The sequence below is a fragment of the Nocardioides sp. YIM 152588 genome, assembly GCF_040191335.1.
Classification (GTDB): Bacteria; Actinomycetota; Actinomycetes; order Propionibacteriales; family Nocardioidaceae; genus Nocardioides.
The window spans coordinates 1-22268 of sequence record NZ_JBEGDJ010000064.1; the positions used below are offsets into that span (position 1 = coordinate 1).

The 22268-nt window shown below is 73.6% G+C and carries 16 protein-coding genes and 2 pseudogenes; 10 read left to right on the top strand and 8 right to left on the bottom strand.

Annotated features, from left to right (window positions below; all coding sequences use genetic code 11):
• A pseudogene (locus ABLM29_RS19890) lies at positions 1-220 on the bottom strand (hypothetical protein); the annotation flags it as partial.
• Between the two features lie 7 nt (positions 221-227).
• Between ABLM29_RS19890 and ABLM29_RS19895 the strand changes: the two are divergent.
• Positions 228-983: a CpaE/TadZ family protein gene (locus ABLM29_RS19895; RefSeq protein ID WP_349716294.1), complete on the top strand. Its 756-nt coding sequence runs from the start codon at positions 228-230 to the stop codon at positions 981-983.
• Here the strand turns inward: ABLM29_RS19895 and ABLM29_RS19900 are convergent.
• Together ABLM29_RS19900 and ABLM29_RS19905 are read right to left on the bottom strand one after the other, a co-directional pair.
• Positions 973-2325, bottom strand: a complete 1353-nt coding sequence (locus ABLM29_RS19900; RefSeq protein ID WP_349716295.1) for a hypothetical protein — start codon at positions 2323-2325, stop codon at positions 973-975. The two genes, ABLM29_RS19895 and ABLM29_RS19900, sit on opposite strands and share 11 nt — an antisense overlap.
• Positions 2322-2708, bottom strand: coding sequence for a hypothetical protein (locus ABLM29_RS19905; protein WP_349716296.1), 387 nt, complete (start codon positions 2706-2708; stop codon positions 2322-2324). The genes ABLM29_RS19900 and ABLM29_RS19905 overlap by 4 nt, the downstream gene beginning before the upstream one ends.
• A 132-nt stretch (positions 2709-2840) precedes the next feature.
• On the opposite strand from ABLM29_RS19905, the gene ABLM29_RS19910 reads away from it, so the two are divergent.
• Both ABLM29_RS19910 and pruA read left to right on the top strand, forming a co-directional pair.
• The gene (locus ABLM29_RS19910) at positions 2841-4310 is read left to right on the top strand and encodes a wax ester/triacylglycerol synthase family O-acyltransferase (protein WP_349716297.1); all 1470 of its coding nucleotides are present in this window, start codon (positions 2841-2843) and stop codon (positions 4308-4310) included.
• 67 nt (positions 4311-4377) lie between these two features.
• The gene (pruA, locus tag ABLM29_RS19915; protein WP_349716298.1) at positions 4378-6006 is read left to right on the top strand and encodes an L-glutamate gamma-semialdehyde dehydrogenase; all 1629 of its coding nucleotides are present in this window, start codon (positions 4378-4380) and stop codon (positions 6004-6006) included.
• Positions 6007-6240: 234 nt separating this feature from the next.
• Here pruA and ABLM29_RS19920 read toward each other — a convergent pair whose 3' ends face one another.
• Complete coding sequence (locus ABLM29_RS19920; protein WP_349716299.1) at positions 6241-6729, bottom strand: DUF2505 domain-containing protein; 489 nt, start codon at positions 6727-6729, stop codon at positions 6241-6243.
• A gap of 86 nt (positions 6730-6815) precedes the next feature.
• Between ABLM29_RS19920 and ABLM29_RS19925 the strand changes: the two genes are divergently transcribed.
• From ABLM29_RS19925 to ABLM29_RS19940, 4 genes are all read left to right on the top strand, one after another.
• On the top strand, positions 6816-11714 hold the full coding sequence (locus ABLM29_RS19925) for an NAD-glutamate dehydrogenase (protein WP_349716300.1): 4899 nt from the start codon (positions 6816-6818) through the stop codon (positions 11712-11714).
• Positions 11715-11737: 23 nt separating this feature from the next.
• A complete protein-coding gene (locus ABLM29_RS19930) occupies positions 11738-12637 on the top strand; it encodes an ABC transporter ATP-binding protein (RefSeq protein WP_349716301.1) in 900 nt (299 codons plus the stop codon).
• Positions 12634-13779, top strand: coding sequence for an ABC transporter permease (locus ABLM29_RS19935; protein ID WP_349716302.1), 1146 nt, complete (start codon positions 12634-12636; stop codon positions 13777-13779). The genes ABLM29_RS19930 and ABLM29_RS19935 overlap by 4 nt, the downstream gene beginning before the upstream one ends.
• Positions 13780-13882: 103 nt before the next feature.
• Positions 13883-15922 carry a cation:proton antiporter domain-containing protein gene (locus ABLM29_RS19940; protein WP_349716303.1) on the top strand — a complete coding sequence of 680 codons (2040 nt, stop codon included), beginning with the start codon at positions 13883-13885 and terminating at the stop codon, positions 15920-15922.
• A gap of 111 nt (positions 15923-16033) precedes the next feature.
• On the opposite strand, the gene ABLM29_RS19945 is transcribed toward ABLM29_RS19940, so the two are convergent.
• From ABLM29_RS19945 to ABLM29_RS19955, 3 genes are read right to left on the bottom strand one after another with little or no spacing between them, the layout of a single operon-like run.
• Positions 16034-17314 (bottom strand): FHA domain-containing protein, encoded by a 1281-nt coding sequence (locus ABLM29_RS19945; protein ID WP_349716304.1) that lies wholly within the window; start codon positions 17312-17314, stop codon positions 16034-16036.
• 3 nt (positions 17315-17317) lie between these two features.
• Entirely contained in the window at positions 17318-17755 is a 438-nt protein-coding gene (locus tag ABLM29_RS19950; RefSeq protein ID WP_349716305.1) for a hypothetical protein, read from the bottom strand.
• Between the two features lie 37 nt (positions 17756-17792).
• A complete protein-coding gene (locus ABLM29_RS19955) occupies positions 17793-19409 on the bottom strand; it encodes an FAD/NAD(P)-binding protein (protein ID WP_349716306.1) in 1617 nt (538 codons plus the stop codon).
• 199 nt (positions 19410-19608) lie between these two features.
• Here ABLM29_RS19955 and ABLM29_RS19960 point away from each other — a divergent pair, with 199 nt between their 5' ends.
• The 3 genes from ABLM29_RS19960 to ABLM29_RS19970 all read left to right on the top strand — a co-directional run bounded on the left by ABLM29_RS19960 (position 19609) and on the right by ABLM29_RS19970 (position 22211).
• Complete coding sequence (locus tag ABLM29_RS19960) at positions 19609-20409, top strand: serine/threonine-protein kinase (RefSeq protein ID WP_349716307.1); 801 nt, start codon at positions 19609-19611, stop codon at positions 20407-20409.
• Between the two features lie 148 nt (positions 20410-20557).
• On the top strand, positions 20558-21625 hold the full coding sequence (locus tag ABLM29_RS19965) for a hypothetical protein (RefSeq protein WP_349716308.1): 1068 nt from the start codon (positions 20558-20560) through the stop codon (positions 21623-21625).
• A gap of 133 nt (positions 21626-21758) precedes the next feature.
• Positions 21759-22211 carry a hypothetical protein gene (locus tag ABLM29_RS19970; RefSeq protein ID WP_349716309.1) on the top strand — a complete coding sequence of 151 codons (453 nt, stop codon included), beginning with the start codon at positions 21759-21761 and terminating at the stop codon, positions 22209-22211.
• On the opposite strand, the pseudogene ABLM29_RS19975 reads toward ABLM29_RS19970, so the two are convergent.
• Positions 22157-22268, bottom strand: a pseudogene (locus ABLM29_RS19975) (NADH-quinone oxidoreductase subunit A); the annotation flags it as partial. The gene ABLM29_RS19970 and the pseudogene ABLM29_RS19975 overlap by 55 nt on opposite strands.

Here is a 22268-nt window from a genome sequence, read left to right on the forward strand (position 1 = left end):
GGGTGCGGGAGAGGCCGTGCAGGGCCTTGCTCTCGCGCAGGTCGTCGGGGCGCTGGACGTCCAGGACGCCGTCGCCCTTCTCCACGAGCAGCGCGCCGGACGGGCCGGACGGGCCGGGCGCGCCGGACGTGCTGGACCCCGCGGACGCGGTCGAGGGGGCGCCGGCGCCGGGACGCGTCGTCGCGGTGTGGGGCCCCGCGGGCGCGCCGGGGCGGAGCACCGTCGCGGTGACGCTCGCCGCGGAGCTGGCCCGCCGCGACCTGCCGACGCTGCTGGTCGACGCCGACCCCTACGGCGGCAGCGTGGCCCAGCAGCTCGGCGTGCTCGAGGAGGTCTCCGGGCTGCTGGCCGCCGCCCGGCTGGCCGCGGCCGGCACCCTCGCCGAGCGCGGTGCCTCCGTGCGCCGCCGCCTCTCCGACCGCCTGAGCCTGGTCACCGGGCTGCCGCGGGCCGACCGCTGGGCGGAGGTGCGGCCCGACACCCTCGGCCGGCTCGTCGCCGACGCCCGGCTCGAGGCGACCGTGGTGGTGGACACCGGCTTCAGCCTGGAGTGGGAGTCCGGCGGTGACCCGCTCGCGCGGCCCGCCCGCAACGGCCTCACGCTCGAGGCGCTGGAGGCCGCCGACGAGGTGGTGGCCGTCGGGTCCGCCGACCCCGTCGGGCTGGCGCGGCTGGCCCGCGGGCTCGGCGAGCTGCGCGACCGGGCCCCGGGCGCCGTCGTACGGGTGGTGGTCAACCGGATGCGGCCCACCCTGGGCTGGAGCGAGGGCGACGTGTCCGCGATGCTCGCCGGGTTCGGCGCCGACCGCGGGATCCACCTGCTGCCCGACGACCAGCCGGCGCTGGACCGGGCCCTGGTCGCCGGCCGGACGCCGGTGGAGGAGGGGGAGTCGCCGTTCACCCGCGCCGTGGCGGCACTGGTGGACGCCATGCCCGGGATGCCGCCCGCGCCGCGCGCGCCGCGGCGCCGGCTCAGGCGCTGAACAGCAGGTAGAGGCCGCCGGCGGTGAACGCGACCATCACCACCAGGAGCGGCAGCTGCCCGGTCACCTGGTGCCGGCGCGGCAGCACCTCCAGCGCCCGGTCGTGGGCGGCCACGGCCGCCGTCACGTGGCCGATCACGACCGCCAGCACCTTGGTCGTCGCCAGCACCGTCGGGTGGTAGGCGAACCAGTACGCCGGCTGCAGCCCGGCCGTGCCGAGCATGTCCCACCCGCGGCCGAACGGGTCGCTGGCCCGGGCCAGGGTCAGGGTCCCGGTGTCGATCAGCAGCGTCAGGTAGTGGGCGGCGATGTAGGCCGCGATGATCGGCACCATCGAGTGGGCGAACACCGACGGCAGGCGCCGGTGCGGAACCTCGAGCCGGGTGAACCGGACGCGCGGCAGCCCGCCGCGCAGGGAGACGTCGAACCCGACCGCGGCGCAGGCCAGCGCCAGCGCGCCCGTCGCGGTCCCGCAGAAGACGAGCAGCCCGACGTTGTCGAGGGTGAACTTCGACCACTCGGAGTCGTAGGTCGTGGTGATCCAGAAGCTCGACTCGCGGAACGAGTCGAAGGCGGTGCTGCCGAAGAGGACGCCGACCACCGCGACCAGGCCCGGCCGCGGGGTCACGGTGGCCAGGTTGGCCAGCGGGCTGCGGACCACGAGGCGACCCTCGTGGCGGGCCCAGATCGAGAGCCGGCCGACGAGGGTGGAGTACACCTCGAACGGATCGGCGCGCTCGTAGAAGCGGTTGCCGAACACGGCGCCGCCGATCAGCATGGCGCCCACGTAGAGCGCGCACCACAGGCGGACGGCACCCAGGTCGTCGGGGTAGCGGTAGACCAGCTCGAGCCAGACGAACGCGTAGAGGCCGAGCGCCGCCGGCCAGTGGCCCAGCCGCTCGGGGTAGTCGAGGATCCCGCGCTCGGGGTCGCCGCCGGAGGCGCGGGCGAGCAGGCCGTTGATCGTCCGCATCGGGCTGATCGCGCGCCACACCGGGCCGAGCAGCAGGGATGCCGCCACGAGGCCGACCCACCACCACACGTAGACGATGCCGAAGAACGGGTTGGTCAGCGAGTTCTCGCCCGCCACCGCCGTCACCGCGGCGAACAGGAACACCACCATGCCCAGCGCCCGCGCGAGCGCGGCGGTCACCGGGGCGGCGGTCGCCCGGTCGAGCCACGACCACGCGGGGCGGCCACCCGGCACGGCGTACCGCGGGGTGCGCCAGGCGAGGATCAGGACGCCGAAGGAGACGAGCAGGGCCGTGACGGCGCCGGCGACGGCGAGGCCGAGGGGGATCGGGAGGTCGGCCTGACCTCCGATCCCGTGCGCCTCGATCACTGGACCTCGAGCTGGACGATCACCTGGTCCAGGTCGTGCGACTCCACGGCGACGACGCCCGGACGGTCGATGACGATCTTGAAGGTCGTGCTGCCCGACTCGTACTCGAGCTCCTGCTCCGGGTCGGAGTGGATGTGGATCTCGCCGGGCTGGTCCGCGGTGACCTCCAGGTCGACCGGCTGACCGGCCTCGACCTCGACCCGCTCGCCGACCGGGGTCACGGAGTCGCCCTCGAAGTCGATCTCCACCACGACCGCGTCGGCCGAGCCACCGCCGTCGCCACTGCCGCCACTGCCGCCGTCGGCGTCGCCGCCGCAGGCGGTGAGGGCGACGGCCAGGGCCAGTGCCGCGGTGGTCGCGCCGAGGCGCCGTAGGTCGATCATCGATCCGCCTTCCGTCCGTGTCCGCCGCGCGACTTCCGGTGGCGGACACCCGCCCCCTGCGTCGCGTCGTCTGTCAGACTCTCACGAAGCAGGGTGGAGCGGCCGGAGGGGGCCGGGGAGGAGGCCAGGAGCATGGCGGACAGGGTGCGGCCGCGGGACCTGGCCTTCCTCGCCGAGGAGACGCCCAGCACCCCGGCCCACAACGCGACCATCGAGATCTTCGACCCGGGCGAGGGTGAGGGCGCGCTGGACTACCAGCGGCTGGTCACCCTGATCAGCGACCGGATCGCCTTCGTGCCGCGCTACCGGCAGCGACTGCAGTCGGTCCCCGGCCACCTGGCCAACCCCCTGTGGATCGACGACGACGCCTTCGACATCGCCTTCCACGTGCGGCGTTCGGCGCTGCCGCGGCCGGGCACCGGCGCGCAGCTGCGCGAGCTGGTGTCGCGGATCGTCTCCCGCCCGCTGGACCGCGGGCGCCCGCTGTGGGAGGTCTACTTCGTCGAGGGGCTCGAGGGCGGGCGGGTGGCCCTGCTGTCCAAGACCCACCAGGCGCTCGTCGACGGCGTCCAGACCGTCGACCTCGGGCAGCTGCTGCTCGACCCGTCGGCCACCCAGCGCGACCTCGAGCCCGACGACTGGAAGCCGCGCCGGGCCCCGACGCCCGCACACCTGGTCGCCGGCGCCATGCGCGACTCGATGACCGACACCGGCACGGTGCTGGACACCCTGCGCACGGGCTCGCGGGCGGTGGTCCGCGAGGCGGACGCCCGCAGCAGGCGGGCGCGCGCCTTCGTCGACGCGGTGACGGGCCGCCGGCCGCGCAACGGCGGCGCGATCAACGGCCCGCTCTCCCAGCAGCGCCGCGTGGTCACCGTGGACACCCGCCTGGCCGACTACCGGAAGGTGCGCGACGCCCACGGCGGCACCGTCAACGACGTCATCCTCGCCACCGTCGCCGGCGGCCTGCGGAGCTGGTTGATGGCCCGAGCCGAGTCCCTCGGCGGGCTCCGCCGGATCCGGGCCCTGGCACCGGTGTCGGTGATCGACGAGGAGCTCGAGGCGACCTCGCTGGGCAGCCAGATCGCCGCCCACTTCGTCGACCTGCCGATCGGCGAGCCCAGCCCGCTGGTGCGGCTGCACCAGGTCTCCTACTCCTTCCAGGCGCACGCCGAGACCGGGCGCAGCGTGGCCGCCAACCGCCTCGCCGGGATCGCCGGCTTCGCGCCGACCACGTTCCACGCCATCGGCTCCCGGGTGGCGGCGACCGAGGTGCGGCGCGGCTACCAGCTCTCGATCACCAACGTCCCGGGTCCGCAGGCACCGCTGTACGCCGCGGGCGCGCAGATGCTGGCGACCTACCCGGTGCCGCCGCTGGTGGCCGGCCACCCGCTGTCGATCGGCGTGACGTCGTACGACGGCGGGGTCTACTACGGCCTCACCGCGGACCGGGACTGGATCCCCGACATCGACCTGCTGGGCACCTGCATCATCGAGGCGCTCGACGAGCTGCTCGACGTCTCCGCGGCGAGCCGGACGCGGGCGCCGCGGGGGCGCCGCGCGGGCCGCAAGCCGACGCCGAAGCCGGCACCGAAGGGGTGAGCCGGGCGGCGCCGCGGGCCCGTCCTGGCACGCCGGGGGCTCTCGTGGCGGGGGTTATGGTCGCAGCATGGACGCCATCACCTACCCGCCGGCTCCATCGAACGAGCCGAACCTGACCTACGCGCCCGGCACCCCCGAGCGCACCGACCTCGCGCAGGCGATCGGCGAGCTCGCCGCGACCGAGCACGACCTGCGCGCCCACATCGGCGGGGAGTGGGTGAGCGGCGGCGGCGAGGAGTTCCAGGTCGTCCAGCCGCACCGCCACGCCCACGTCCTCGGCACCGCCCGGCACAGCAGCAAGGCCGACGCCGAGCGCGCGGTCGAGGCGGCCCGCGAGGCGGCACCCGGCTGGCGCGCGCTGTCCGCCGACGACCGGTGCGCGATCCTGCTCAAGGCCGCCGACCTGCTCGCCGGGCCGTGGCGACAGCGGCTCAACGCGGCCACCGTGCTGGGCCAGTCGAAGACCGCCTTCCAGGCCGAGATCGACGCCGCCTGCGAGCTGATCGACTTCTGGCGCTTCAACGTGCACTACGCCAAGCAGATCCTGGCCGAGCAGCCGATCGCGAACAGCCCGGGCGTCTGGAACCGGACCGACCACCGGCCGCTGGAGGGGTTCGTCTACGCCATCACCCCGTTCAACTTCACCGCCATCGCCGGCAACCTGCCGACCGCGCCGGCGCTGATGGGCAACACGGTGATCTGGAAGCCGTCCCCGACGCAGCAGCTCGCCGCCAGCCTGACCATGGAGCTGCTGGAGGAGGCGGGGATGCCGCCGGGGGTGATCAACATGCTGCCCGGGGACGGGCTCGACGTCTCCGAGGTCGCGCTGCACCACCCGGACCTGGCCGGCATCCACTTCACCGGCTCCACCGGCACGTTCCAGCGCCTGTGGCAGGCGGTCGGCGCCAACCTGACCGGGTACCGCTCCTACCCCCGCCTGGTGGGGGAGACCGGCGGCAAGGACTTCGTGATCGCCCACCCCTCCGCCGACCCGGACGTCGTACGGGTCGCGCTGATCCGCGGCGCGTTCGAGTTCGCCGGGCAGAAGTGCTCGGCGGCCTCGCGGGCGTACGTCGCGCGGTCGGTGTGGGAGCGGATGGGCCAGGACCTGCTCGACCAGACCGACGCCCTGGCGATGGGCGACCCGGCCGACTTCGGCAACTTCCTCGGCGCCGTGATCGACCGCCGCGCCTACGACAAGCACGAGGCGGCGATCGCCCGGGCCTACGCCACCTCCGGGCTGACCGTCGCGGCCGGCGGCTCCACCGACGCCGAGGTCGGCTACTTCGTGCGGCCCACCGTCGTGCTCGCCGACGACCCGACCGACGCGATGTTCTCCACCGAGTACTTCGGGCCGATCCTGGTCGTCCACGTCTACGACGACGGCGACTTCGAACGGGTGGTGACCCAGGCGGAGTCGGCGGCGCCGTACGCGCTCACCGGCGCGGTGATCGCCCGCGACCGCGCCGCGGTCGCGTGGGCCGCGGAGGAGCTGCGGTTCGCGGCCGGGAACTTCTACATCAACGACAAGCCGACCGGTGCGGTCGTCGGCCAGCAGCCGTTCGGCGGGGCCCGGGCGTCCGGGACCAACGACAAGGCCGGTGCGCCGGTGAACCTGATGCGCTGGACGTCGCCGAGGTCGATCAAGGAGACGCTGGTGCCGCCGAGGGACTACCTGTACCCGCACATGTTCTGACGGGCCGAGCGCGTCTCAGCTTCGCTCCGCCGCGCGGTCGGCCGCGCGGTCGGCCGCGCGGTCGGCCGCGCGGTCGAGGTTTGCGGTCGGCCACCGCGGTGGGGGTGGCGGGTCGTGTGCCTCAGGCTGACCACGCGTCACACCTGACAGGCACTTCATGCGCTTGACAGGCGTTGCAACGGCTGTCAAGCGTCGGAATCACCGGTCGACCGGTGATTCCGACACCCGCCGGCCTCACCCCGCCAGATACTCCGCGGCCACCCGCTCCTCGGCCCGCAGCGCGCTCCCCAGCAGCTTGCCGACGAGGTCCTCGATCTTGCCGCCGACCAGCGGCACGCGGATGGTGATGTCGAGGGTCACGGTGCGCGACGTCGCCCCGTCCACGGGCGGCGCGATGACCGAGGTGCCGGTGATCTCGCCCGGCTTGCCGGGGATCTCCATGTGGATGTCGGCGTCGGTCGCGGTGCCCCAGTCCTCGGACTGCACGATGGTGGTCGTGGAGCCGACGATCTTGCGGGCGAACGAGGGCACCTTGTCGGTCGGCAGGCTCATCTCGGTCCGCACCGTCATGCCGGCGCCCGGGCCGCCGGTGACGTCGACGTCGTACGACGTCGCCTTCTGGCTGCGGCAGACCTCCTCGCGGAACGCGGGGTCGGCGAGCATCGCGGCGACGGCCTCGGCGTCGGCGGGGTAGGTGAGGGTGTGGACCATGCGGGTGGTCATGGCGGGGCGCGCTCCTTCGGGGCGGGGACGGTCGCGGTGCCGCGGGTCGGTTGTGATCGTTCCCCGGCGGTCCTAGTGTCGCAAGCGTGTCAGTGACGGCGCAGCAGGCATCCAGCGAAGTGGCCTCCAGAGAACGGCTCTTCGAGCAGGCCGCCGCGGCGGCGCGGCACGGCAAGGGGTCGGGCGGGCCGCCGCGCGAGCAGCTCGCCGAGCTGCTGCCGGCGTACTACCACCACGTCGCCGCGGAGGACCTGGAGGGACGCGCGGACGTCGACGTGTACGGCGCGCTGGCCTCCCACTTCCACCTCGCGGCCGAGCGGGCCCCGCGCGAGTCGCGGGTGCGGGTGCTGACCCCCACCGTCTCCGAGCACGGCTGGACGGCGGCGGGGCACACGGTGGTCGAGGTCGTCGTGGACGACATGCCGTTCCTGGTCGACTCCCTGACCATGGAGCTGGCCCGGCAGCTGCACGACATGCACCTGGTGGTGCACCCGACCTTCGACGTCCAGCGCGACGACGAGGGCCGCCTGGTCTCGATCGCCCCGGTCCCGCTGGGGGCGTCGACGCCGGCCGAGGGCGTCACCCGCGAGTCGTGGATGCACGTCGAGATCGACCGGCTGGCCGGCGACGGCGACGAGGCGGGCCGGCTGACCGACGACATCCGCAGGATCCTCGGCGACGTGCGGGCGGCGGTCACCGACTGGCCGGCCATGCACGACAAGGTGGAGGAGGTGGTCGGCGACCTCGCCGCCGACCCGCCGCCGCTGGAGCCCGAGGAGGTCCGCCAGGCCTCCGACCTGCTGACCTGGCTGGCCGACGAGCACTTCACCTTCCTCGGCTACCGGGAGTACCGCCTGGACCGGGAGCTCGTGGACGGGGTCGAGGACGACGTGCTGAGCGCCGTCCCCGGCAGCGGCCTGGGGATCCTGCGCGAGTCCGGCACCGAGGCGAAGGAGTCGATGGCCTTCAGCCGGCTCCCGGACGCCGTCAAGGCCCGGGCCCGGGAGCGGACGCTGCTGGTCCTGGCCAAGGCGAACTCCCGCTCCACGGTGCACCGGCCGGCGTTCCTGGACTACGTCGGCGTCAAGACGTTCGGTCCCGACGGCGAGGTCACCGGCGAGCGCCGGTTCCTGGGCCTGCTCTCCAGCGCCGCCTACACCGAGTCGGTGCTGCGGATCCCGCTGCTCCGGGACAAGGCGGAGGCGGTGATCCGGCACAGCGGTCTGGACCCGCGCAGCCACGACGGCACCGCCCTGCTGGACACGCTGGAGACCTACCCGCGCGACGACCTGTTCCACACCCGGGTCGAGGAGCTGGCGCCGATCGCCGAGGCCGCGATGCGGGCCCGGGAGCGGCGCGCGGTGCGGATGTTCCTGCGCCGCGACGCCTACGGCCGCTACCTCTCGGTGCTGGTCTACCTGCCGCGCGACCGCTACAACACCGGCGTCCGGCACAAGTTCTCCCGGATCCTCACCGAGCAGCTGGGCGCCGACTCGGTCGAGTTCAACGTGAGCATGAACGAGTCCACCACCGCCCGCGTGCACTTCGTGGTCCGCCGGCCGCGCGGCGAGCTGATCGGCGAGGACATCGACACCGCCGACCTCGAGCGGCGCCTGATCGACGCCTCCCGGTCCTGGGACGACGACTTCCAGCAGGCGGTGAGCGCCGAGTACGGCGAGGAGGCCGGTGCCACGCTCGGCCGCCGCTACGCCGAGGCGTTCCCCGAGGCCTACAAGGAGGACTTCACCCCGCGCACCGCCGCGGTCGACCTCGGCCGGCTGGAGGGGATCGAGGGCGAGGAGGGGATCGACCAGGTGCTCTACGAGGACCTGGACGCGGTGGAGGGGGAGGCCCGGCTCAAGCTGTTCCGGATCGGCTCGCCGCTCTCGCTCTCCCACGTGCTGCCGATGCTCTCCTCGATGGGCGTCGAGGTGGTCGACGAGCGCCCCTACACGATGACCGGGGTGTCCCGGCTCTCCCACATCTACGACTTCGGACTGCGCTACGCCGAGGAGTACCCCGAGAACGGCCGCGAGCTGTTCGCCCAGGCGCTGCGGGCGATGTGGGACGGCTACAACGAGACCGACGGCTTCAACCCGCTGGTGCTGCGCGCCGGTCTGACCTGGCGGCAGGTGACCGTGCTCCGCGCCTACGCCCGCTACATGCGGCAGGGGAACAGCCCGTTCGCGCCGGACTCGATCCAGGGCGCGCTGGTGGGCAACGTGGAGCTGGCGGCGCTGCTGGTGGCGCTCTTCGAGGCCCGGTTCGACCCGACCCTGGACGGCGACGAGCGGGAGCGCCGTACCGCGGTGCTCGACGAGCGGATGCGCGCCGGCCTCGACGAGGTCGTCAGCCTGGACCACGACCGGATCCTGCGCTCGTACCTGACCCACATCGAGGCCACGCTGCGCACCAACTACTTCCAGACCGCCGACGGGGATCCGGACGGGCCGCCGAAGGCGTACCTGTCGCTGAAGATGGAGCCCTCCGCGATCCCGGACCTGCCGGAGCCGCGGCCGCGCTTCGAGATCTTCGTCTACTCCCCGCGGGTGGAGGGCGTGCACCTGCGGTTCGGCCCGGTGGCCCGCGGCGGGCTGCGCTGGTCCGACCGCCGCGACGACTTCCGGACCGAGATCCTCGGGCTGGTCAAGGCGCAGATGGTGAAGAACACGGTGATCGTCCCGGTCGGCGCCAAGGGCGGCTTCTACGCGAAGCAGCTCCCGGACCCGACGGACCGGGAGGCGTGGATGGCCGAGGGCGTGGCCTGCTACACCACGTTCATCTCGGGCCTGCTCGACGTCACCGACAACCTGGTCGGCGGCGAGGCCGTGCCGCCGCCACGGGTGGTGCGCCACGACGGGGACGACGCCTACCTGGTCGTCGCCGCCGACAAGGGGACCGCGACGTTCTCCGACATCGCCAACGGGGTCGCGGACGACTACGGGTTCTGGCTCGGTGACGCCTTCGCCAGCGGGGGCTCCGTGGGCTACGACCACAAGGCGATGGGCATCACCGCCAAGGGCGCGTGGGTCTCGGTGCGCCGCCACTTCCGCGAGATGGGCGTCGACTGCCAGGCCGAGGACTTCACCTGCGTCGGCGTCGGCGACATGTCCGGGGACGTCTTCGGCAACGGGATGCTGCTCTCCGAGCACACCCGCCTGGTCGCGGCGTTCGACCACCGCGACATCTTCATCGACCCCGAGCCGGACGCCGCGACGTCGCACGCCGAGCGGCGCCGGCTCTTCGAGCTGCCCCGGTCGAGCTGGAAGGACTACGACCGGTCGCTGATCTCCGAGGGCGGCGGGGTCTTCCCACGCACCGCGAAGTCGATCCCGCTCAACGCCCGGCTCCGTGCCGCGCTCGGCATCGCCGGCCACGTCGAGCGGATGACCCCGGCCGAGCTGATGCGGGCGATCCTGCTGGCGCCGGTCGACCTGCTCTGGAACGGCGGCATCGGCACCTATGTCAAGGCCTCCACCGAGACCCACGCCGAGGTCGGGGACAAGGCCAACGACGCGATCCGGGTCGACGGCGGGCAGCTGCGGGTCCGCTGCGTGGGCGAGGGCGGCAACCTCGGCCTGACCCAGCGCGGACGCATCGAGTACGCGCTCAACGGCGGCCGGATCAACACCGACTTCATCGACAACTCCGCCGGCGTCGACACCTCCGACCACGAGGTGAACCTGAAGATCCTGCTGGACCGGGTGGTCGCCGACGGCGACCTCACCGCGAAGCAGCGCAACGCGCTGCTGGCGTCGATGACCGACGAGGTCGCCGAGCTCGTGCTCTCCGACAACTACGACCAGAACCTGGCGCTGGCCAACGCGGTGCGCAACGCGCCCTCCCTGCTCCACGTGCACGAGCAGTGGATGCGCGACCTGGAGGCGAAGGGGGAGCTGGACCGGGAGCTGGAGGCGCTCCCGAGCAGCAAGGAGGTGGCGCGCCGGCTCGAGGCGAAGGAGGCGCTGAGCACGCCGGAGCTCGCCGTGCTCCTGTCGTACACCAAGATCGCCCTCTCCCAGGAGCTCCTCGAGACCGACCTGCCCGAGGACCCGTACCTGGTGCAGGACCTGGTCGGGTACTTCCCGGAGCCGGTCCGGGAGGGCTTCGCCGAGCAGGTCGCGCAGCACCCGCTGCGCCGCGAGATCATCGTGATGCAGGTGGTCAACGACATCGTGAACGGTGCCGGGATGACCTTCTGGGCCCGGTTGTCGGGGGAGACGGGGGCGAGCGCGGCGGAGCTCACGCGAGCGAACTTCGTGGCCCGCGAGATCTTCGACTCGCTGGCGGTGCGCAAGGAGCTGGCCACCTACGACAACGTGATCGACGCCGGCCTGCAGACCCGGATGCGGGTGGAGATGCGGACGCTCGTGGAGCGGGCCTCCCGGTGGCTGGTCACCAACCGTCGTCCGCCGCTGGACAGCCAGGCGACCGTCGACCTCTTCGCCGGCCCGGTGCAGCGGACCATGGCCGAGCTGCCCACGCTGCTGGCCGGCCGTGAGCTGGAGGCCTACGAGGGCCGGCGGCGCGCCCTCGAGGGGATGGGCGTGCCCGAGGACCTCGCCTCGAAGGTCGCCACCTTCGACGTCGCCTACGCCCTGCTCAACGTGGTCGAGATCGCCGTCCGCGAGGACCTGGAGCCCGTCGAGGTGGCGCGGGTGCACTTCGCGCTCGGCGAGCGGCTGGCGCTCTCGGTGCTGCAGCAGAAGATCGTCTCGCTGCCGCGGCTCGACCAGTGGCAGACGATGGCGCGGGCGGCCCTCCGCGACGACCTGCACTCGGTGCACGCCCAGCTGACCGCGCAGGTGCTGGAGAGCACGTCGCACGAGCTGCCCGCCGCCGAGCGGGTCGAGCAGTGGAGCGAGCAGGCGGGCGCGATCGTCGGCCAGGCCGAGGCGACGCTGCGCGAGGTCTGCGGCGAGGACCACGTCGACCTGGCCCGGGCGTCGGTCGGGCTGAGGGTGGTCAGGTCGCTGCGCGCCTGAGCGACACGCCCTATGGTCGTTCCATGGCTGCCATCGCGGCGCACGACCTGACCAAGGCCTACGGGGACCTCGTGGCGGTCGACGGTGTCGACCTGGTCGTCGAGGAGGGCGAGTTCTTCGGCGTCGTCGGCCCCAACGGCGCCGGCAAGACCACGCTGCTGGAGATGATCGAGGGCCTGCGGCCACCGGACCGCGGCGAGGTGGCGGTGCTCGGCGGCTCGGTGTACCCGCGCAACCCGGGCCTGCAGCGCCGCGTCGGGGTGCAGTTGCAGGCCTCGTCGTTCTTCGAGCGGCTCACGGCGCGCGAGCAGATCCGCACCTTCGCCTCGCTGTACGGCGTGCCCGCCTCGTCCGCGGACGCCTGGCTGGAGCGGGTCGGGCTCGGCGAGAAGGCGGGGGACCGGGTCGAGGACCTCTCCGGCGGCCAGGCCCAACGGCTCTCCATCGCGTGCGCCCTGGTCCACGACCCCGAGCTGGTCTTCCTCGACGAGCCGACCGCGGCGCTCGACCCGCAGGCCCGCCGGAACCTGTGGGACCTGCTCAACGACATCAACGAGGCGGGCCGCACGGTCGTGCTGACCACCCACTACATGGACGAGGCGGAGGTCCTGTGCGACCGGGTCGCCGTCATGGACGCCGGTCGGATCCTCGAGCTCGACACCCCCGCGGCGCTGGTCCGCGGGCTGGACGCGCCGACCCGGATCATCGTGGCGCCGGGCGTGCTGCACGCCGAGCGGGCCGGCGGGATCGCCGGGGTCGACCTGGCCGAGGAGGAGCCCGAGGGCACCGTGATCACCACCCGCGACCCCGCCGCCGTCATCGGCGTGCTCGCCGCGGAGGGCCTGCTCGACGGGGTCAGCGTCCACACCGGGACGCTCGAGGACGTGTTCCTCGCCCTCACCGGACGGGCGTACCGCGCATGAGCCGCACGGAGCGGGCCGCGGGCCGGGCGTCGGGGAACCCCGAGGGGCAGGCCACGGGGGAGGCGCCCGACGAGCGGCCGGCGTCGCCGTTCTGGTCGCTCTCCGCGGCGATCATGCGGGGCTTCCTGCGCGACCGCGCCTCGGTGTTCTTCGCCATCGTGTTCCCCCTGATGTTCCTCGTGCTCTTCGGCGGGCTCTTCGGCAACCCGGGCGAGGGGAAGGTCGAGATGATCGTCGTCGGGGAGGTGCCGCTGGTCGACGACCTCCCCGCGGGGGCGCGGGCGGTCTTCGACGACACCTTCGAGGTGACCGAGGGCTCGGACATGGACGCCGCCGTGAGCGAGGTGCGGGCGGGCGACGCCGACGTGGCGATCGAGCAGCAGGGAGAGACGCTCGTCGTGCGCTACGCCGAGACCGAGCGCGTCGAGGCGGCCGTCACCCAGGGCGTGCTGCGATCGCTCGTGGACGCGGCCAACGTCGCGGCCAGCGGCCAGCCGCCGACGTACGCCTTCGAGTCCCAGCGGGTCGAGGACGAGTCGCTGACGGCGATCCAGTTCTTCACCCCCGGCCTGCTGGGCTGGGCGGTCGCGATGAGCGCCGCGTTCGGCGCGGCCGCGACGCTCCAGGGGTGGCGGCAGTCCAAGCTCCTGCGGCGCCTGCAGCTGGCCCCGGTCCCGACCACCACCGTCGTCGGTGCCCGGGTCGCGGTCACGGTGGTCGTCGCGCTCGGCCAGCTCACGATCTTCCTCGGCACCGGCGTGCTCCTGTTCGGGCTGAAGCTGACCGGCGCGTGGTGGATGTCGATCCCGCTCATCGTCGCCGGCACGTTCTGCTTCATGGCGCTGGGGCTCCTGTCCGGCGCGATCGCGAAGACCACCGAGGGCGCGGTCAACATGGCGAACTTCCTGGTGCTCCCGATGGCCTTCCTCAGCGGGTCCTTCTTCCCGTTGGACGGCGCGCCGGAGTGGCTGCAGGCGCTGTCGGAGGTGCTGCCGCTCAAGTGGCTGAACGAGGCGATGACGGACGTGATGGTGCGCGGGGAGCCCGCCTCGACCGCGATCGTGCCGATCCTGGTGCTGGCCGCGTTCGCCACCGTGCTGACGCTGGTGGCCGCCAAGGTCTTCCGGTGGGAGACCGCCTGATCTCGCCCGGGACCGCCTGAATTCGCCCGGGACCGCCTGAATTCGGTGGTGCCGCGGCCGCCCCGGTGCCCCTAGTCTGAGGCCCCCGTCCCAGGAGGCCCCCGTGTCCGTGATCGCGCAGGTCCTCCTCCAGCTCGCGCTGATCATCGTCGTGGCCCGGGTGGCCGGTGCCCTGGTCAGCCGGATCGGCATCCCGGCGGTGGTCGGCGAGATCGGCGCCGGCATCCTGCTCGGTCCGACCGTCCTCGGCGGGCTGAGCGCGGAGATCTTCCCGATCGAGCACCGCGACCTGCTCCAGGTGCTCGCCAACCTCGGCCTGGTCCTCTTCATGTTCGTGATCGGCCTCGAGCTCGACGTGTCGGTGGTGCGCGGCCGGGGCCGGGTCGCGGGATCGGTCTCGGCGCTCTCGATCGCGCTGCCGTTCACCCTCGGCATCGGCCTGGCCGTCCTCCTCGACGACCTGCGCCCCGAGCACGCCGGCTTCTGGCCCTTCGCCCTCTTCCTCGGGGCGGCGATGTCGATCACAGCCTTCCCCGTGCTGGCCCGGATCCTCACCGACCGGCGGATGCAGCGCACCGAGACAGGCGGCCTGGCGCTGGCCTCGGCGGCCACCGACGACGTGCTCGCCTGGACCCTGCTGGCCGCGGTGATCGGCGTCGCCGGCGCGACCATGCCGCACGCCGCCGAGGGCGGCGGGCACCACGGGCCGAGCTGGCTGGTGCTCCTCGCGGTGCCGTTCGTGCTGGTCGCGATCCTCCTCGTGCGGCCGCAGCTGGCCCGGCTGACCCGGATGTACGCACGGGCCGGCGAGCTGACGCCCGCGCTGCTCTCGATCGTGCTGGTCGGGCTGCTGGTCTTCGCCGCGATCACCGAGCTGATCGGCATCCACTTCATCTTCGGTGCGTTCCTGTGGGGCGCGATCATGCCGCACGAGGGCGCCGCCGCGATGCGGCACGAGATCCTGGTCCGGCTCGAGCAGCTCTCCGTCCTGCTGCTCCTCCCGGTCTTCTTCCTGATCGCCGGGCTCGGCGTCGACATCCGTGGCCTGAGCGCCCAGAACCTGGTCCAGCTGCTCGCGATCCTGGCGGTGGCGATCACCGGCAAGTACGCCGGCGCCTACCTCGGCGCCCGCTCCGCCGGCGTACCGCACTGGCAGGCGAACGCCCTGGGCATCCTGATGAACACCCGCGGGCTGACCGAGATCATCATCCTCACCGTCGGCGCCGAGCTGGGGCTGATCGGCGAGGAGCTGTTCACGATGATGGTCGTGATGGCGCTGGTGACGACGGTGATGACCGGGCCGCTGATCAACCTCGCCTACCCCGCCCGACGGGTCGCCCGCGACATCGCGGAGGCCGAGCGGGCGGCGCTCGGTGCCGAGGCCGTCGACCGGGTGCTGGTGCTGGGGCGCCGCGACCGGCCCGGCGAGGTCGCGCTGGAGCTGGCGACGATCCTGCTGGCGGCCGCGAGCGACCGCGAGGGGCCGCGCGAGGTGGTCGTCGCCGAGCTCGAGCCGCAGGGCCGGCGACTGGCGCTGGGCAGCGGTCTCAGCGGCGAGCTGGCCGACGTCGCAGCGGCGATGGAGCGGCAGGAGGTGCTGGTCCGGCGCGGAGCCGAGGCGGGCGTCCCGGTGCGGGTGATCGCGCACCCCAGCGGCGATGTCGAGGCCGACCTCGCCGAGCTGGTGCGGGTGCTGGCGCCCCAGGGGCTGGTGCTCTGGGCCGGGGACCCGGCGCGCGCGGCGGTACTGGCGGCGGCCGACTGCCCGGTGGCGGTGCTCGCGGACGACACCGACGCGCTCCCCGAGCGGGCGCCGGTCGAGGTGGTGCCGGGCGCGGGCGCCGACGGCGAGGCCGCGCTGGTGCTCGGGGCGCGGGTCGCGCTCGCCCGCGGCGTACCGCTGGCCGTGCCCGCCGACGGACCGCGACGCCTGGTCGCGGCCCGTGCCACCCTGGCCGCGCGCGGCGTGGAGGTCGTCGAGCCGCCCGCCGCGGACCCGGCCACGGGGTTGGCGCCGCCCACGCTCCTGGTGGCGGCGGACGGCACCGAGCCGGCCCCGGCGATCGGCGCGGCGGCCGTCCCCGACGCCGCCCCGACCGATTTCGCGACCGTGCCGCTGGGCGTCCTCGCCCCGTCCACCTGAGGGCGCGAGTCGGCAGAAACTGACCGCCGCAGAGCCCGAGTCGGCAGAAAGTTTCTGCCGGCTCGGCGAGCCGGTTCCGCCAACCTGCGTGAGTTTGTGCCGACTCGCGCCTCAGGCGCCGCCGGCGTGGGTGTTGAAGGCCAGCGTCCGGTTCCCGATCCGCACCCGGGTGCCCTGCACCAGGACGTGCTCGCCGCCGGGGGCCAGCCGCTGCCAGTCCGTCGCCTTGGGCACGTGCACGAAGGTGCCGTTGGTGGAGTGGTTGTCGATCAGCACCACGTCCCAGCCGCGCAGCTCCAGCCGCGCGTGCACCCGGGAGACCTGGTGGGACTGGTCGACCACCGGCAGGCCACGGAACCTCCCGGCGGCCACCCGCTCGTCGGAGTCGGGGTCGCGGCCCAGCAGGTAGGGCGTGTCCACCTGGAAGACCGCGCCGTCGTCGAGCACGATCACGCCCAGCGGCGGCCGCAGCCCGCTGACCAGCACGGGGGTCTGCTGGACCATGTTGATCCCGCAGACCGCGCAGAACAGCTGGCGCGGGTCGTTGAAGTGCCGGTTCTTGCAGTAGACGCCGCGCACCTCCTCGTGGACGTGGCTCTCCCGCGGGATCTCGCTCTCGTCGCCGGGCGTCGGCAGCGGCTCGAAGTCGTCGTCGTCCTCGACGTCGCTGAGCAGCACCGACTTGATGTCGACCTGCTCGTCGGCCGGGGGCGCGGGCAGCGGGCGGCCGCCGGCGCCGCCCTCCGGCGCCCCGGGCGTGGCCGGCTCCGGCTCCGGCTCGGGCATCAGCTCGGGCTCGGGCATCGGCTCGGGCGGGGGGAGGGACTCGACGTCGACCGGGACGTCCATCGTGGACATCCCGCCGCGCTCCATCGCCTCCTCCATGGCGGGCGGTGCGGGGGCGGCCGGCGCGGCCGTGCCGCCGACCGCGGTGAACGAGGCGGCGGGCACCACGCCGCCGTCGAGGCGGAAGCCGGAGGCCCCGGGGGCGCTCGCCCCGGGCAGCGTCGCCGAGACGTCGCCGACCGGCCACGGCACCAGCCGCTCGACCCACGCCAGCGAGTCGGCGCCGGAGATCGACTCCTCGCCGACGGTGACGGTGACCGGGCCGTCCACGAAGACGGCCAGGCCGGTGGTGTGCGGCGCGATCGCGGCGAAGCCGGGGGAGTCCTCGGCCGCCGTGGACAGCATCAGCGCGAGGCCGCGGACCAGCTGCCGGCCCTGGCCGCCGTTGGCCGCGACCATCTCGACGTGGTCGAGGTAGGGGCGGACCACGTCGGGGTCGGTGGACGCGACCAGCAGCACCACGGGCCCGATCCGGGCGAGCGTGCCCTCGCCGGCGCCGGGGACGACCCGGACGGAGGCCCACTCCTGGGGGGACTCAGCAGCCATGGCCTACACGATCCTTCCGCCGAAGAAGCGCCACCGGATGAGCGGGACCCGCATCGGGCCGTTGGTCCAGACCCAGATCACGAACCAGATGACGCCGAACATGATGAAGAACGCCCAGAAGTCCGGCGCCGCGTCGATCCCCGGGACCAGCTCGAGGTCCAGCAGCAGCCAGACCAGCGCGCCCTCGTTGATCGCGGTGATCAGCCCGAACAGCGTCGGCCAGTCCTTCTCCCACCGGAACTGCTGGATGAGGTGGTAGAGCAGCTCCCACAGGACGCCCAGCACGGTCACCGTGGCGAGGATCAGGTACGTCACCTGGTAACTGTCGCCGCTGAGGTCCAGGCCGGGCAGGACCGGCGTGATCAGCAGCGTGATCAGCCCGCCGAACACGATCAGCATGAAGAGCCGGGTCTGGATCCGGCCGTTCAGCGTGGGCAGCATCGGACGCCTCCTTCGTGACGGCCTTCGGTACGGCGGCTCACGGCGTGCTCCCGAAGAGCCACTTCCACCACTGCACGGTCGAGCGGACCGGGCCGATGCGCTTGCCGAAGCCGTGCTTGGCCAGGTCCTGGTAGATCTCCTGCGCGGCGACCTGCAGGCCGAGGAACGTGTCGACGCCGGGAAAGTAGCCGCCCAGGGTGGTCGCCCCCGACGCGTACATGACGCCGCTGCCCGAACGGGTGCCGATCAGCTCGAAGTTCCGGTCCACGTTCAGCCGCCCGACGGGGTTGCGGCTGGCGCCGCCGTGGTCGAGCAGGTCCTTGAGCAGCCGGTGCTCGGCGATGTCGGCCTCGAGGCCGGTGCAGTCGATGACGAAGTCCGCCTCGACCGGCACGGTGCCCTGGGCGGTGCGGACGTGGTTCACGATCCGGTCGCGGTGGGGCTTCATGGCGTCGACGGTGCCGACCAGGCAGGTGTACCAGCCCTCCTTGCGGCCGGCGTCCATCTGCCGCTGCCACGACTTGCGCCACGGGGTGTTGGTGCCGCCCATCCGCTTGTAGATCTCGGCCCGCTCCTCGCCCTCCAGGTTGCGCACCTGGCGCTTGAGCTGCCCGCCCCAGACCGACTTCGGGTAGTTGAAGCCCTGGATCGCCCAGCCGTTGCCGCCGCGCCGCCGCATGAAGAGGCGCGGCTTCCCGCCGCCGGGGCGCGGGTCCTCCTCGTTGCCGTAGCCGTCGTTCGGGCCGTGGTAGTAGGTCCGGAACAGGTGGACGATGTTGGTGCGCGCCCCGTGCTGCTCGCGGTCGTCCATCAGCCGCTGCAGCACCCGCGAGGCGACGATGCCGCCGCCGCGGACGAGCACGGTGCTCGGCTGCTGCACCAGCCGCTCGTACACGTGCTCGTGCGCCTCGTAGGCGTTGACGATGTGCCGGTAGTCGTTGTGCTCGGTGCGGTAGCGCTGCAGCTCGGGCAGGAACTTCAGGCCCGGGTAGCCGACCGCCACGTGCACGAACTGGGAGCGGAACGCGACCCGCTTGGTGGCCGAGGCGCCCTCGGGCGGGGTGAGGATCGTGAAGTAGCCGCCGCCGTAGCGCCGGCGCACGATCCGGACCAGGCCCTTGACCAGCATCTCGTGGTAGCCGATCCGCTTCGCCTCGCGCTCGAGGTTCTCGAAGACGTGCCCGGCGCGCGGGGTGTAGTAGTCGGTGAAGATCGGCTCGGTGAAGACGTTCCACAGCGGCTTGACCGACTTCGTGTGGAACGCCTCGCTGACGGCGTACGACGGGAAGCCCCAGATGTTGTCCGGGCGCGACGCCGAGTCCGACCGGAGCCGTTCGCCGCGCGGGATCTGGGAGACCCGGGTGAGGTACTCGTAGGTCTGCCACGGCACGTCCAGCGTGCCGAGCACGCGCATGTGCGAGGTCGGCACCCCGGCGATCCGGAGGTAGTCGACGGTGACGAAGCTGCCGATGCCGGAGCCGATGGTGACGAACGGGATGTCGATGATCGGGATCCCCGCGGCGGCGACCATCTCGTCCGACCAGATGTCGGTCCGCAGCAGGTCGTCGGTGAGGTCGCCCGGGAGCGGTGCGGCGCCCACGTAGCTGGACGGATCGGTGGTCGGTACCACGGATGAAGCGCTCGGCTCGGTCACCGTGCCTCCTCGGTCGCGAGTCCTCGGAAAGTAACACCGGGAGCGGCCTTCGCGCGCCCCGAATCCTTGGGGTATCGCGGCGCGTTTACTCCGGGTTCGGGATGGGGCCGGGCGCGCCGCGGTGCCATAGTGAGGACGGGTCACACAGGGCCGGCCCCGGTCCGACGGCCCGGCCGTGGCGACGCATCGGAGGTGCGACGTGCAGGGGATCGCGGACTACGAGTTCATCCGCCCGCTGGGGGAGTCGAACTACGGCACCAACTACCTGGCCCGAACACCGGAGCGGCTCGGCATCGACGCCGAGCACGTGGTGGTCAAGGTGATCGCGGGACCGACCTCCGACGACGCCTTCCGGCGCGCCACGCGCGAGCTGAAGCACTTCAGCGTCGCCGACTCCGACCGGCTCGTCGCGGTGTACGACGCGGGCCGCCACGGGGGCGCGTTCTACTACGCGATGGAGTACCTCCCGCTTGGGTCGCTGCAGAGCCCGCACGTCACCCTCGACGGCCCGCGGCGCGTCGCCGCCGTCCGCGACGCCGGGCTGGCCGCCCACGCGCTGCACGAGCGCGGCATCGCCCACCGCGACATCAAGCCGGCCAACATCCTGTTCGCCGAGGACGGCGGCCGGCTGGCCGACCTCGGCCTGTCCCAGCTGCTCTCGCCCGGCATGGTCACCACCGGGCTCGGCCAGATCGGCCTGGAGTTCACCGACCCCGCGATCATGCTCGGCGCGCAGGCCTCCCGGGCCAGCGACGTCTGGTCGCTCGGCGCCAGCCTGCACTTCGCGCTGGTCGGCAAGGGCGTCTACGGCGACCTGCGCGGCACCGAGCCGCTGCTCCTGGTCCGCTCGATCCTCGCCTCGCAGCCGACGCTCTCGCCGGACCTGCCGCCGGCGGCCCGCGAGCTCATCGCCGCCTGCCTGGACGTCGACGTCGCGGCCCGGCCGCGGACCGCCGCCGAGTTCGCGGACCGCGCGTCGGGCGTGGCCACGCCCGCCTGACGCCGCTCGCGGGCCGCAGGCGGGCGGCCTCCGGCGGTCGACCGTCTCGATCCGAGCGGGTCCCGACGCCGCCTCTTGCCCGATACGTAGGATCGCGGGGGCGGGGCCGGACCGGGCCGCCCCGCGCGGTCGGACGGACAGGGTGGGCATGGGCGGAGGTCGACGCAGGGCCGAGCGGTCGCGCGACCGGTCGCCCGCGGTGCCGGTCGGCCGCGTCCTGCTGGCGGTGGTGGCGATCGTCGCCGCCGTGGCCGGCGCCTCCTTCTGGGTGGTCACCTCCGACGTCGACCTGCCCGCGCTCCCGGGGCAGCGCTCGGACCCGTCGTCGTACGGCGCCGGGTCGACGAGCAGCCCGGGATCGACCGGCGCCACGGAGGAGACGTCCACCCCGCCGACCCCCGCGGAGGCCTACGCCGCGCTCGCCAAGGATCTCGGTCCGCTCACCGGCGAGTGCCGCGAGCAGCGCAAGGTGGCCGCCGACCCGAACTCCGGGGTCCTGGGGCAGCTGCGCTGCCCCGTCCGCGGCGGGACCCTGGTGCTGACCACCTACGCCACGACCGGCGACCTCGACGCCGTCCGCGAGGGCGTCCAGGAGCCGAGCGTGGGCTCGCTCGCGTCGACCGACCGGGCCGGCATCTTCCACAGCGTCGACCCCGCCGTCGCGGGGGCCGCCGACCGCGCCACCGTCTACTGGGACGACCGGAAGGCGCTCCAGTCGGCGCGGGTGACCGGCGACGCCGGCACCGCGCTGGCGGCGCTGACGCGGACGCTGGACCGCGTCAGGCCGTCGGTGACGGCGCCGACCGCGCCGGCCGCGCCGGCGCTCGTCGAGCTCGCCGCGGTCTTCGCCCTCAAGGGCTGCGCGCGCGTCCCGGTGCGGTGGGCGGGGGAGACCGAGGAGAGCACGTGCTCCTACCGCGGCGCGCGGGTGCGGATCGGGCAGTTCGCCACCGGCACCCGGCTCGGCGCGCTGCGGGGCGAGGCGGCGGCGGCCGCGGGGGCCGCCGAGGACGGGCTCTCCGACTTCTGGTTCTACGACCTCAACGGCGAGGACGGTCGCCAGGACGACGAGCCGGAGCAGGGCAAGGTCTTCGGCTACCCCGCCGCCGGCGACGCCACCTCGCTCTGGGTGGACGACACCGCCTGCCGGTGCTGGATCACGTTCACCCAGTCCGGCGTGGACGACCCGCGGACGCTCTACGACCGCATCTTCTGACCGGTCCGGACCGGTTCTCGGACGTGCCGTTCAGCAGCGCCGACGGTCGCGAACACGACTAGAGTCCGATCGAGCGCTGTCGATGCGCGGCCGGAGGGCCCGGCACGCCGCGGACTGCCGAGCGGAGGGTGCCGTGGAGCTCCACCGGACCGTCCGCGCGCTGGTCGCCGACCACGGCACCGCCATCCTCGAGGACCCGAGCGGCTTCCGGGGCCTGCTCGACGACGTGCTCGACGAGCGCGACGCCAGCACCGGCGACATCAACCTGCTCGTCGACGCCGTCCGGTTCGACGCGCTCGGCTCGCTGGTGGCGATGGTCGACGGCGGCGCGGACCCGGTCCGCGCGGTGGAGGCCGCCGGGGCCCGCCTGGCGCGCGACCGCGGCGGCGACGACCGGGTCGCCGCGGGCTGGGCGGCGGCGGTCCTCGGGTACGCCGTCGACCGGGTGCCCGAGGCGGTGGCGGAGCGCTACCGCGCGCTGCGCGACGGGTCGCCGGCCCCGGGGGAGACCGCGCCGCCGCCGGTGCCCCCGACCGGGAACCGGCCCGACAGCGCCTGCGGGGTCGGCTCGATGCCGCACTCGTAGGAGTCGTACTTGGCCCGGTTGTAGCGGCCCGGGCCGACCAGCGTGCTCATCGCGACC